At 62.4% G+C, this 12,040-nt stretch carries 9 protein-coding genes; 1 reads left to right on the top strand and 8 read right to left on the bottom strand.

Annotated features, from left to right (window positions below):
• Positions 1-3 precede the first annotated feature (3 nt).
• The 4 genes from HBO09_RS12185 to HBO09_RS12170 all read right to left on the bottom strand — a co-directional run bounded on the left by HBO09_RS12185 (position 4) and on the right by HBO09_RS12170 (position 4,930).
• On the bottom strand, positions 4-1,167 hold the full coding sequence (locus tag HBO09_RS12185; protein WP_169993763.1) for an efflux RND transporter periplasmic adaptor subunit: 1,164 nt from the start codon (positions 1,165-1,167) through the stop codon (positions 4-6).
• A gap of 136 nt (positions 1,168-1,303) precedes the next feature.
• Positions 1,304-2,401, bottom strand: coding sequence for a DUF1513 domain-containing protein (locus HBO09_RS12180; protein WP_169993761.1), 1,098 nt, complete (start codon positions 2,399-2,401; stop codon positions 1,304-1,306).
• Between the two features lie 2 nt (positions 2,402-2,403).
• Positions 2,404-3,468, bottom strand: a complete 1,065-nt coding sequence (locus HBO09_RS12175; RefSeq protein ID WP_029295394.1) for an imelysin family protein — start codon at positions 3,466-3,468, stop codon at positions 2,404-2,406.
• Positions 3,469-3,499: 31 nt separating this feature from the next.
• A complete protein-coding gene (locus tag HBO09_RS12170; RefSeq protein WP_169993759.1) occupies positions 3,500-4,930 on the bottom strand; it encodes a di-heme oxidoredictase family protein in 1,431 nt (476 codons plus the stop codon).
• Between the two features lie 148 nt (positions 4,931-5,078).
• On the opposite strand from HBO09_RS12170, the gene HBO09_RS12165 reads away from it, so the two are divergent.
• Entirely contained in the window at positions 5,079-5,642 is a 564-nt protein-coding gene (locus HBO09_RS12165; protein WP_169993757.1) for a nitroreductase family protein, read from the top strand.
• A 126-nt stretch (positions 5,643-5,768) separates the two neighbouring features.
• On the opposite strand, the gene HBO09_RS12160 is transcribed toward HBO09_RS12165, so the two are convergent.
• From HBO09_RS12160 to HBO09_RS12145, 4 genes are all read right to left on the bottom strand, one after another.
• Positions 5,769-7,907 (bottom strand): methyl-accepting chemotaxis protein, encoded by a 2,139-nt coding sequence (locus HBO09_RS12160; protein ID WP_169993755.1) that lies wholly within the window; start codon positions 7,905-7,907, stop codon positions 5,769-5,771.
• A 126-nt stretch (positions 7,908-8,033) separates the two neighbouring features.
• On the bottom strand, positions 8,034-8,438 hold the full coding sequence (locus HBO09_RS12155; RefSeq protein WP_169993753.1) for a YbaN family protein: 405 nt from the start codon (positions 8,436-8,438) through the stop codon (positions 8,034-8,036).
• 201 nt (positions 8,439-8,639) lie between these two features.
• The gene (locus tag HBO09_RS12150; RefSeq protein WP_169993751.1) at positions 8,640-9,248 is read right to left on the bottom strand and encodes a biliverdin-producing heme oxygenase; all 609 of its coding nucleotides are present in this window, start codon (positions 9,246-9,248) and stop codon (positions 8,640-8,642) included.
• 127 nt (positions 9,249-9,375) lie between these two features.
• Positions 9,376-11,943 carry a TonB-dependent receptor gene (locus HBO09_RS12145; protein ID WP_169993750.1) on the bottom strand — a complete coding sequence of 856 codons (2,568 nt, stop codon included), beginning with the start codon at positions 11,941-11,943 and terminating at the stop codon, positions 9,376-9,378.
• Positions 11,944-12,040: the final 97 nt, after the last annotated feature.

Genomic DNA, 12,040 nt, shown 5'->3' with positions numbered 1-12,040 from the left:
GGCTCAGTTCCTTGAACCGTCGTTGCGCGGAGGTTGGCCAGGGGCGGCCGGCAGGTTTTTGTCCGCGGTGATAGCAATATGCGCGCCGGTGTCGAGCTTGAGTTGGCCGGCGCTGACCACTTGTTCGCCACTGCTCAGCCCCTTGGTGACCAGCACCAGGCCGTCGCGTCGTTCGCCGGTTTCGATAAAGCGCCGCTCGGCGATCAGTATCGGTTGGCCGTTGGCATCCTTTTCGAGGCTACCGTCTTCGTTTTTCTTCTGCGCCACCACATAAGCCGAGTTGCCGTAGAGGGTGTAGGTGATCGCACTTTCCGGTATCACCACCTGTGCCTGCGGATCGGGCAACAGCACTTGCAGGCTACTGAACATGCCCGGCAGCAGTTTGTTGTCCGGGTTGGCCAGGGTCGCCCGCACCAGCACGTTACGGGTGCTGCTCTCGACTTTGGGGTTGATGGCGCTGAGGGTGCCGGAGAAGGTCAGTTGCGGGTAGGCCGAGACTTGCACTTGCACCCCCTGGCCGACGGCCAACTTGGGCACCGATTGCTCGGGCACATAGAAGTCCACGTAGAGGCTGCTCAGATCCTGCAACGTGGCGATCACCGTGCCGCTGGCCAGATAGTCGCCGACATCCACCTGGCGAATGCCGATAGTGCCGCTGAATGGGGCGAGGATGTGCTTCTTGGCCAGGGACGCCTTGAGCTGGTTGACCGTGGCCTTGTTTTTTTGCAGTTGCGCCGAGAGCCGATCGAACTCGCCCTTGGAGATCGCCTGGCTGCCCACCAGTTGGCTGCCGCGCCCGTAATCGAGCTGGGCCAGGCCGAGGTCGGCCTGGGCGGTTTGCAGCAGGGCGTCTTCCACCGCGCTGTCCAGTTGTACCAGCGGTTGCCCGACGTTGACCTTCTGCCCGGACTCGAACTGCACGCTCTTGACGGTGCCGGCAATCTCCAGGGCGAGGTTCACCCCTTGCAACGCTTTGAGCGTGCCCACCGCCGGCAGGCGCTGTTGCCAGGGTTGTTCGACCGCCGTGGTCACCGCCACGCTGATCGGCGGTTTAGGCGCGGAAAATACCTGGATCTGCTGGTAAATGGAGAAGGCTTTGTAGCCCCCCAGCAGCAGGACGATTAACAGCACAACGGCCAACATGATCAGCATGCGACGACGCAGCATATTCCGGTTCCTTGGAAAAAACTGAGGCAGACGAAGACGAACGATTTGGCACATTACTCCGAGTGCCTGGGGGATTCCAACTGGCATTTTTAGCCGTCAGTTCCCCCTGTAGGCGCCGGCAAGCCGGCGCCTACGATCAGATCAGATGCAAATGGTTGTCCCAGAGCCCCGCCGGCAATTCCAGGGGCTTGGCCACCAGTTGTGGCTGCCGGCAATCATAGAAGCGGCAGCGGCCCTGGCCCGAGGTCACGACAAACCCGTCCGCCACCGCACCCACGCCGGCGCAGTCGGGCAACGGCCCGTCCAGGCGCAGTTCGCCACTGTCCATGTCCCAGATAAAAAAGCGATTGCCCCGTGGTGCGGTCAGTGCCACCAGGCGCAACTCACTGTGCACGGAGACGCTGGCGGTGTAGTGCCCCATGGCCTGCAATTGCTCGTCGGCCACCGGGAATGCCACGAATGGTTGCCCCGGACGCTTGATCGCCAACAGCTCGGAACGCTCCTGTGACGGGCCCATGAACTGTTGCCCGGTGAGGATCGTGCCATCGCTGGCGATTCCCATATGGCGCACGCTGTTCATCTGCTGGCCCAGGGTTTCCTTGCTCAACAGCGTACCGTCGCGCTGCATCAGCACCAGGCTGGGCTCCATGGCGTTGAGGTTCATCTCGACCCGGCTTTCGGCCTCGGTGCGAATACCGCCATTGGCCACGATCAGGGTCTCACCGTCGGGCATCCACGACACCTGGTGTGGGCCGATACCGTGGGTAGAAATCTCACCGGCGTGTATCAGGCGCTCACCTTCGAACTTGTACACGCCCAACAGGCCGCGACCGGGATCGGTGGTGTCGTTTTCGGTGGCGTATAGCCAGTCGCCGCTCTTGTGAATCACCGCATGGCCATAGAAGTGCCGGTTGGCTTGGGACGTCACGGTTTGCAGGAGCGTGCCGTCGCGCAGGTCTACCAGATAGCTCTCGGTGCCCGGGCGACGGGCCACGAACAGGGCGATGGGCAGGGTCGGGTGGTTGATGATGTCGTGGCAGCGCTGGCCGACCTGGGTGGCGAACACCTGGGTGCCATCCAGGCGATAGCCCACGGCGTAGTGCTTGCCGTCGCCATCATCCCGGGCCGATAGCAGCAGCGGGCTGTCGCCCTTGCGCTTGAACAGCGTCCAGCCGCCCAGGGTAATTGCACTGAGCAGCACGCTGCCGATGGCCAAAGCCTGTCGCCTGAGCATTATCAGTCACCGTCGTTGGCGTTGAAGCCCAGTTGGATGCCCAGCGCCTTGGCCAACTCGCCTTCGTGCAGGCGGTGGACGACATTGAGGCTGTCATAGATATCGTTGAGTTGCTGGCGCCCGGCGTCGTCGGCCAGCAGGTCGTTGAGCGAGCGCTGGTTGCTGTCGAACAGTTTCAGGGAAGCCGCGTAGGCCGCATCGACCTTCTCGGCCAAAGGCTTCTGGTCGGCGGGCAGCAGACCGCGCAGGCCTTTGTTGTCGACCCCGACCCACACGGTCTGGGCTGCCGCGAGGCTGGCGCGCAAGCCTTGCAGGGACGATTGGCTGCGCCACGCATCGGCCTGGAACGGCTGGGGGATGCCCTTGGACAAGCGGCCCATCGGCGTGCCGAGCTTTTTCTTCAGGGTGTCGAGGGCCGTGACCTGCACGCGCAGCAATTCGGCGATAGCTTCGTGGGAATCGGCGTAGCGCTGGTTAGGAAACTTGGTCATCTGCGCGAGCATGCCGTCGGTGCTGTTCCAACTGGCGAGGATTTCCTCGGCGAGTTGTTTCTGACGCTCGCCGATGGCGATCAGCAGTGGGCAGTAACGGGCTTTCTGGGCGTCGTTGGCGATGTCGGTCTTGGCGTCATACAGGATGTATTCGTAGGCCGACAGGCCTTGCACCACGACGCTGGATTTGGCCAGGGCGGCGGCATCGATCTGCGGCTGGGCGGTGGCCAGTTGCTCGACCTGGCGGCCGACGAGGTTTTTCTTGTCGGGCCAGAACTGCACCTGCCAGGCGCGATTGCCTTCGGCCAGCGGGCCGATCAGCAGCGGTTGCAACTCGGCCCAGGCTTTTTGCGCGTGGAGGAAGTCGGCGCGGGCGGTCTCCAGGGATTCCTTGCCTTGGCAGTAAGCCAGGGCACTGACGGCCAATTGCCGGTCAGCTTCGACCCAGCGGCTGTAGGTCGGCAGGATCACTTGTTTGGCGATGGCCGCCGAAGTGACTGCTTGCGGATCCTGCGGCGAGCAGGCGCCAAGGGCCAGGGCGGCCAGGCTGGTGAACAACAACTTGGGACGGAACATGTCGAGCTCCCTTCAATAATTGGGGCAAAGCTTATAGAGAATTCAGGAACGCGAGCAACGCGGCGCGCTGCTCGGCGTTAAACGACAACACATGCTGCTGCGCCGCCTGGGCTTCACCGCCATGCCATAGCACGGCTTCAAGCAGGTTGCGGGCACGGCCGTCATGCAGGAACTGGGTGTGGCCACTGACGGTTTGCGTCAGGCCGATGCCCCACAACGGCGGCGTGCGCCAGTCGCGGCCACCGGCCTTGAATTCGGTACGGTTATCGGCCAGACCCTCGCCCATATCGTGCAGCAACAGGTCGGTGTAGGGGCGGATCACCTGATTGGCCAGCTCAGGTTCAGCGGCGTTGGCTGCGGTGGTGAATGTCGGCGTATGGCACGACTGGCAGCCAGCCTGGAAGAACAGGTTCTTGCCGGCCAGCACTTGTTGTTCGTTGACATCACGGCGCGCCGGCACGGCCAGGTTACGGGTATAGAACAGCACCAGGCGCAGGATGTTGTCGCTGACTTCCTGCTCGCCATTTTCGCCGTTGCCGTTGGGCGCCTGCTTACAGGCGACCTGTGCGTCGGTGCAGTCATCGAAGGGTCTGAGGCTGGTCGTCAGGCCCATATCACCCGAGAACGCGTGAACATTTTGTTGATTGAGGTTCGGTTGCCCGGCTTTCCAGCCGAAACGGCCGAGCACGGTTTTTTGTCGGGCATCGTCCCAGACCCAGTTCGGGCGGCCGAGCACGCCGTTTTTGTCCGGGCGCTTGCTGGCGTTTTGCAGGATGTCTGCGTCGCTGATGGCTTCGAGCAAACCCAGGCCGATCATCGGCGGAGCCACGCGAGCGGAAAACCGCGTATCGGGGTGCATCGCCCCGTAGCCAAGCTGGGTGATCTGCAGGCGCGGCTTGCGCAACTCGACCACCGTGGCGTCTTTGAATGTGACGTTGACCGGGGTGTAGTCGACCCGCACCTTGCCTTCCGGGACCACGCCGGGCACGGCCATGTCCTGCAACTGCCCGCCGTACACCGGCTCAGGGACGATACCCAGTTGCTCGATGACCTTGGCGTAGGGCGGCGAATCCGGGATCGACAGACGCACCAGCATCGACACCGCATTGCTGGCCTCGGGCAAGGGTGGATGACCGCGCCCGTCTTTTATATGGCAGTTCTGGCAGGCGTTGGTGTTGAACAGCGGCCCCAGCCCATCACGGGCGGTGGTGGTGGCCGGGGCGATCACCCACGGATTGCGGAAAAAGCTGTTGCCGACGCTGAAATCCAGACGGCGGGTCGGCGCCAGGTTCGCTGAAGGCAGCGAAAAGGCATTCTGGTCCGTCTTCCTGACCGTCGTGCTGCCTCCCGAACGCGCTTCACCCGGCTCGGCCTGGGTAAACGTCGGCGGCGCGGCGTCATCGCAGGCACTCAGGCTCACGGCCATCAAGAGCGCAGACAGGCGAAGCAGCAAACGGGGCATCGATAATCCTGGAAGACGGGCGACGGTGGGTGAAATTCAGGGGGCAAAGTCTAACAGGGCGGGGCGGATTGAATAAGAGCAATTATCGTTTGCTCCAATCTGATGCATTCCCGCTAGAATGGCCGCACATTTTTCCTGGAGGTGGCCAATGCAGGCTCTCGACGCTTTGCTCAACCGTGTTTCCGTGCCGCGCTTGCTGGAGCCAGCGCCTACTGCCGAACAGCGCGAAGTGCTGTTCGCGGCAGCCATGCGTGCGCCGGATCACGGCCAGTTGCGGCCTTGGCGTTTTCTCACCGTGGAAGGCCAGGCCCGCGAGCAAATGGGCACCCTGCTGGCCGAAGCGGCCCGCCTGCAAGACCCCGCGGCCCCGCAAGCGGTGATCGACAAGGCGCAGAACGGCCCGTTGCGTGCGCCGTTGGTGGTGGTGGTGATTGCCCGTCTGCAGGAACACTTCAAAGTGCCGCAGTCCGAGCAACGGCTGGCAGCGGCCTGTGCGGCCCACGGCATTCTGCTGGCGGCGTATGCCCAGGGGATTGGCGCAGTGTGGCGGACCGGGGAGTTGTCGTATTCGGCGCATGTGGCCAAGGGGTTGGGGTTGAGCGCGGGTGAGGAGGTGATTGGCTTCCTGTATTTGGGCACCGCGCAAAACCCGCCGCGTACGGCGGCAAAGGAAGACATCACCGCGTTTGTCAGTGCCTGGACCGGGCTCTGACCTCACACTGTGTGGGAGCTGGCTTGCCTGCGATACAGACGCCTCGGTGCTTCAGTGACACAGAGGTGATGCTATCGCAGGCAAGCCAGCTCCCACATAAGCCAACTCCCACATGGGTATTTGGGTCTACACCCGGAACTGATCCATCAGTTTCATCTGCTGGTTGGCCAAGGCATTCAACTGGCTGCTGATCGCCGCTGATTCTGTCGCCTGGCCAGTCAGCGTCTCGGTCACGGTACGGATCGCCGAGACGTTGCGGTTGACCTCTTCGGCCACGGCGCTCTGTTCTTCGGCGGCGCTGGCGATTTGTAGGTTCATGTCGCTGATCACCGTCACCGCATCGCTGATCTTGCCCAGGGCCTGTACCGCCTGCTGGATCTGCCCGGCGTTGTTCTGCGCCTGGCTCTGGCTCGAATGCATGGTGGTCACGACCCCACGGGTCGCGCTCTGGATGCGTTCGATCACCAGGCGGATTTCTTCCACCGAATCCTGGGTGCGTCGCGCCAGGTTGCGCACTTCGTCTGCGACCACCGCAAAACCCCGCCCGCTTTCCCCGGCGCGCGCGGCTTCAATCGCAGCGTTGAGGGCCAGCAGGTTGGTCTGCTCGGCAATGCTGCGGATCACTTCCAGCACCGAACCGATCTGCTCACTGTTGACTGCCAGGGCTTCAACCTCGGTCACCGCCTTGCTGACTTCTTCGGCAAGGGTGGTGATATCGCGGGTACTGCGTTCGATGATCGCCAAGCCGTCGCGGGCTGATTGATCGGCTCCACGAGCTGCACTGGCAGCGTTTGAGGCGCTGTTGGCGACTTCGTGGGCGGTGGCGCTCATTTCGTTGGAGGCGGTTGCTACCTGGTCGATCTCACGGAACTGCACCTGCATGCCTTCGCTGGTCTGGCGTGCGATTTCCGAGGACTGATCGGCGGTGCCACGGGCTTCGGTGATGCTCTGCTTGATCTGGGCGATGGTCGGCTGCAGCTTGTCGAGGAAGCGGTTGAACCAGTTGACCAGTTCCCCCAGTTCGTCTTTTTTCGTGTAGGCCAGGCGTTGGGTCAGGTCGCCGTCGCCGCTGGCAATGTCCTTGAGCATCGCGGCCACACTGTTGATCGGCCGGGTCACGCCGGTGGCGGTCAGCCACATCAGCAGCAGGCCCAGCAGGCCGGCTGCGGCGCCCACCAGCAGCGCTTGCAGTGTGCCTCGGGCCTGGGCGTCGTCGAGCACCGCTTGCAGCTTGACCGAATCGGCCAGCAGCACGTGCTTGGGCAGCTTGATCACCACGCCCCAGGGCTTGGCATCGGCAATTGGCTTGACGGGGTACACCGCGCGGATCGTATCGTCTTGCTCGCGCACCTTGCGCGTGTCACTGGCCAGCAACTGCACGATCTCTTTGCCTTCGCCGCCCAGTACATCAACGATGCTCTTGCCGACTTTGTCCGGCTCGCCGCTGTAGCTGGCGATCAGGCCGCTGCTGGAGAGGATTTCCATGATCCCCGCGCCATCGAACAATTCTTTTTGCGCGGTATTGGCCGCCGCTTGCAGGGCGTCCAGGGCAATATCGACGCCGATCACACCAATCACTTTGCCATCTGCCAGCAGCGGCAGCGAGATGGTGGTCATCAGCATTGATTTGCCAGCGACTTCGTCGGCGTAAGGGTCCAGCAGGCAAACGTTGCGGGTATCCCGTGGGCAGGTGTACCAGATGTTGTAGGGCGTACCGCTGAGATTGAGGGTGGTCTTGGTCAGGTCCGCTTCGACCATTATCGTGTTCAGGCCTTCACCGCCGGCTCGGCTCCAATAGCTGGAGAAACGCCCGGCTTCGTTGGAGGCGCGCAGCTTGTCGTCGATAAACTCGCTGTCCTTGCCATCCAGGCCGTTGGGCTCAAACGACAACCAGATCCCCAGCACCTTGGTGTTGCGTTCGAAGGCGGTCTTGATCTGTTGGTTGAGCTCCTCGCGCACGGCCCCGGCTTCCAGCGAACGCTTGGCGGCCATATTGCGCAAATCCTTGACCTGGTCGGCGAGGGCGGTGACCACCAGCAGGCTCTCGCCAAAGGCTTTCTGCAGCTGCACGGCTTGCTCGGCGGCCCTGGCCTGGAGCAGATTCTCCACGCTGGTGGTGAGCATGCGCGAGCTGGAGGCGCTGACCAGTTGGTCGTTCTGGTTGGACTGGTAGATATTCAGGCTGACGATCAGCGCAATCACCCCCAACAGGCAGAGGCCGGACAGCAGCACGATTTTCAAGCGGATGGAGAGGGTGTCGAACATGGGCTTACTCGCGATTGGACTTGTTGGTGTGCAAGCAGGGCAACGGCCAAGTCCATTCGGCGCTATGCCCGGAACATCGGCACCGACGGGTAATTCATGAGGGGCAGGCGATGAGCGGTAGCGCGCTCAGGTCGCGGTTTGCGCCAGGCGTTCGGGGCGTGACCAGATCCACAGGTTGCCCAGGCTCATCCCCGCGATGGCCAGGTAGATCGGCCAGCCGTGATCGAGCATCACCAGCATCAGGCCGGCACACAGCAGCATGCTCACCGTGGCGCTGACCTTGGCCCGGCGCGCGATGATCTTGCCGTTGCGCCAGTTGAACAGGATCGGCCCGAACAGCCGGTGGTTTTCCAGCCAGGCGCTCAGGCGCGGCGAGCTTTTGGTGGCAGCCCAGGCGGCGAGCAGGATGAATTCGGTGGTGGGCAGGCCCGGCACGACGATGGCGATCAAGCCGATCCCCAGGCTGACATAGGCCAGCAGGCCGAACAGGATTCGGGCGAGTTTGGAGGAGGATTGGGTTGAACCGGTCATGGGAGCAATGGGTATGGAATATGAGAATTTAAAATTGGAATACGGAGCAGGCCCATGTAGGAGCTGGCTTGTGTGGGAGCTGGCTTGCCTGCGATAGCATCGCCTCGGTCTAACTGATACACCGAGGCGCCTGCATCGCAGGCAAGCCAGCTCCCACACAAGTCAGCATCCACACAAGCCAGCACCTACACCAGCAGTGGATCAGGCCAGTTCTGGGGCGCTAGCGTACGCCTGTTCCAGCAATACGGTGAAGCGTACGAAGGCATCCACCGCGCCTTTCTCCGCCGCCGCTTCTTCTTCGGCGCTCAGTTCCAGGCTGTCGAGGGTGCGGGTGAAGCGCTTCCAGCCTTCGGCACGGCCACCGGCCGGTTCGCCCAGGTGACGAGCACCAAAGGTTTCGCTCAGGCCCAGGCCGACGGCACGTTTGATCAGGAACGCCGCGCCCAGCTTGGAACCTTCGGACACGAACAGCCAGCCCAGGGCCTCGGCTTTGCTCGGGTTCTGCACGGCACCGGCCACGGGGGCTGGCACTTCGGTTCCCAGGTCGGCCAGGTCCAGCTTGGCGGCTTCGGCGCGGCAGCGCTCGGCCAGGTCTGGCACCAGCTTGATCAGCTGCGGATCGTTGTACAGCGCCACCAGTTCCGACTGGAACAGGTATTGCGCGACCACGAAACGGGCGAAGTTGGCCTGGGTTTCAAACGGGGCGTGGGCCTTGACCAGGGCATCGAGCTTGGTGTGCGGCTCGTTGGTGATCTGGTTCAGGCGCTGGGAGCGCAGGCTTGCGCGTTCTGCGGTGGTGGAAGCGGTCATTGGAGGTCCTTGAGAAGGAAAAGCGCCTTGTTGCCAGGCTGTTATTACTAGACGAACAAGAAGACGCGTCACAGTAAAAAATCCTCACCCCGCAGGCGATAAATCCGGCGGGGTGAGGTTGCTTGGGTCAGATGTCCCAGATCAGGTTGATCGCAAAGTTGCGCCCGGGCTGGGTCAGGCGGTCCAGGCTGGCTGGCGAAGTCACGCCGGCTTCACCCACACCGTCGTAGCTGCGCACGTCATCCCAGTTCCAGTATTTCTTGTCGGTCAGGTTGTACAGGCCGCCGTTGACGGTCAGGTCGTCGGTGACTTTGTAGAAACCGGTCAGGTCGACCACGCCAAAGCCTGGGGTCTTGAAGGGGCCGTTGGCCGTGATGCCGGTCGGGGTAAAGAACGTGGCGCTGTCGACCCGGTTCTGTTTCTTGACCAGGGTCCAACTGACCAGCGCACCGTAGTTTTGCTGGTCGTAGCCCAGGCCAAACACGCCCTTGAGTGGGTTGACGCTGTTCAGCGGCTGGCCGGTTTCGTCGTTGCGACCGTGGGCGTAGGCAATTGCGCCTTTGGTGTACAGGCCTTGTGGAGCGCCGAAGGCGTCCAGGTTCAAGCGGCCTTTGACTTCCATGCCCTTGATGGTGGCGCGCTTGATATTGCCTGGCTGGAAGATGGTGCCAGACGGGCCCAGCGCGGCGTTGTCTTCGTCGATGAAGTCGCGGTACTTGTTGTAGAACAGCGCGACGTCGAAATTGCCCGCATCGAAATTGCCACGGATCCCGGTTTCATAGCTCTTGCTGGTTTCCGGCTTGAGGCTCGAGTTGGGCTCGACGACATAGCCTTCGCCAAGGTTTTCAAAGCGGCCATACAGTGCCTTGGCCGATGGCGTGCGGAAACCTTCGGCGTACTGGCCGAACCAGGTGTATTGCTCGGTCAGTGCATAGGTCACGCCGAGTTTTGGCGAGAAGCGGTGCCAGGTTTTGTTCGAGTTGTTGTGGGGGTACTTGCGATCCGGGTCGGTGGTATTGAGGAACTCTTCGGTCAGCTTGGGTTTGAGCTGGATGTAGTCGTAGCGCAGGCTGGGCATGATGGTCCAGTCGTTCCAGCTAATCTGATCCTGAGCGAACAGCGCGTAGCTGTTGATAGTCGGGTCCGGGAAGTCGCTGGCTTTTTTCACGCTGTCGGCAGGGGATGGGCTCGGTGCGCCGATGGCGGTACAGCCGGCACCGACGGCCAGGCAGGTCGCCGCGCCTTCGCGCGAACCGGTGACTTTCTGCTGCTTGATCGTGGTGCCGTAGGTCAGCAGGTGGTCGGTATCACCGATGACGAAGGCCTTGTCCAGTTGTGCGTCGAACACCCACTGCTTTTCTTCGTAGAGGGTGTCGCGGGTGCGCAGTACGCGGCGGCCGACCTGATAGATTTCGCTGGTGGCCTGGTCGGTCTTGGCGATCTGGTAGTTCAGGCTGGTCTTGATGTGATCGGCAATCGGCGAGTCCAGTGCAAACTTGTTTTCCAGGCCAAAGCGTTCGCGGGTGATGGTGTCGTTGCCGCGGCGGTCACGGTACATATTCATGCCCTGGCCTTCGAGGAAAATCCCGCCTACTGCGCTTTTCTGATTGATGTCGCGGTCGTCCTTGTACTTCTCGTAGGTCAGGCCCAGGCGGTTGTCTTCGCCATAGTTCCAGCCCAGCTTGGCCAGCACGTTGGTGGTACGCACGTCTTCGGGGTTGGCGCCGGTGCGGGCCAGGCCGGTGGCGTTGTTGCCGTCGTAGGATTCCATCTCATGGCCATTGCGCTGGCTCAGGTGCAGCAACCCATCGAAGTCCTGCACACGCCCGGCGACGGTGCCGGAGGTCAGCCAGCTTTCGTCAGCCGAGCTGTAGCCGGTCTTCAGGCGGGCGCCGACGTCCTGGCCGGGCTTGATGATGTCGCTCGGGTCGAGGGTGAAGTAGCTGACGGCGCCGCCGATGGCGCTGCTGCCGTACAGGGCCGAGGCCGGGCCGCGGATGATCTCGACGCGCTTGACGATTTCCGGGTCGACATAGTTGCGGCGGGTCTTGGCATACGGGCCGTTGAAGAAGTTGTCCGGGACCTCTACGCCGTCCACCTGGGTGAGGATACGGTCGCCGTCGATCCCCCGAATGTTGTAGCCGGAATTACCGGAGCGGGTGCCAGCGCCACCCACCGAGACACCCGGCTCGTAGCGCACCAGTTCGCGGATGGTGTTGACGTTCTGGCGGTCCAGTTCCTCGCGCTCATGCACGCTGACGGTGCTGGGCACGCTATCGACCGCCTGTTCTGTACGGGTGGCACTGATGGTCATTTGTTGCAGAGTGATGGCACTCTCCGCCGTGCGCTTTTCCAGGACGATGTTGTTATTGCCCAGTTTGCGGTAGTTCAGGTTGGTCCCCACCAACAGCCGGTCCAGGGCTTTTTCCGGGGTCAGCGAACCGCGAGCGCCGGGGGAGGAAACCCCTTGGCCCAGTTCGGCGGGCAGGCCGATCTGCCAGCCGGTGACGGCGGTAAAGGCGTTGAGCGCCGAAACCAGGGGTTGCTGCTCGATGCTGAAAGTGTAATTGGCGTGGCTGCGCGCCGCAGGTTCGGCGGCATTGGCCGTCAGCATCGGGCTGCCCGCCAGCAGGATGGCGGCGGTCAGCAGGCACAGCGTGGGCGAAGAGGGCCGGCGGTTGAAACGAGAGGACATCGAGAGCGCTCCGAGGGACGAGTCTTATAGTTGCGAACCTGAATCAAATAGGAATCAGTTGCATTGACTAAGACGAGACGTACCAGCAGGAGCTATC

The organism is Pseudomonas sp. WS 5027, from assembly GCF_012985695.1.
Taxonomy (GTDB): Bacteria; Pseudomonadota; Gammaproteobacteria; order Pseudomonadales; family Pseudomonadaceae; genus Aquipseudomonas; species Aquipseudomonas hygromyciniae.
Note: the sequence above shows the minus strand (reverse complement) of the source record. Positions and strands in the feature narration are given on the sequence as shown.

Coding starts and splice junctions, on each gene's coding strand:
- HBO09_RS12145 (WP_169993750.1), bottom strand. CDS start 11,943: ATGTCCTCTCGTTTCAACCGCCGGCCCTCTTCGCCCACGCTGTGCCTG.
- HBO09_RS12180 (WP_169993761.1), bottom strand. CDS start 2,401: ATGCTCAGGCGACAGGCTTTGGCCATCGGCAGCGTGCTGCTCAGTGCA.
- HBO09_RS12185 (WP_169993763.1), bottom strand. CDS start 1,167: ATGCTGCGTCGTCGCATGCTGATCATGTTGGCCGTTGTGCTGTTAATC.
- HBO09_RS12155 (WP_169993753.1), bottom strand. CDS start 8,438: ATGACCGGTTCAACCCAATCCTCCTCCAAACTCGCCCGAATCCTGTTC.
- HBO09_RS12165 (WP_169993757.1), top strand. CDS start 5,079: ATGCAGGCTCTCGACGCTTTGCTCAACCGTGTTTCCGTGCCGCGCTTG.
- HBO09_RS12170 (WP_169993759.1), bottom strand. CDS start 4,930: ATGCCCCGTTTGCTGCTTCGCCTGTCTGCGCTCTTGATGGCCGTGAGC.
- HBO09_RS12150 (WP_169993751.1), bottom strand. CDS start 9,248: ATGACCGCTTCCACCACCGCAGAACGCGCAAGCCTGCGCTCCCAGCGC.
- HBO09_RS12160 (WP_169993755.1), bottom strand. CDS start 7,907: ATGTTCGACACCCTCTCCATCCGCTTGAAAATCGTGCTGCTGTCCGGC.
- HBO09_RS12175 (WP_029295394.1), bottom strand. CDS start 3,468: ATGTTCCGTCCCAAGTTGTTGTTCACCAGCCTGGCCGCCCTGGCCCTT.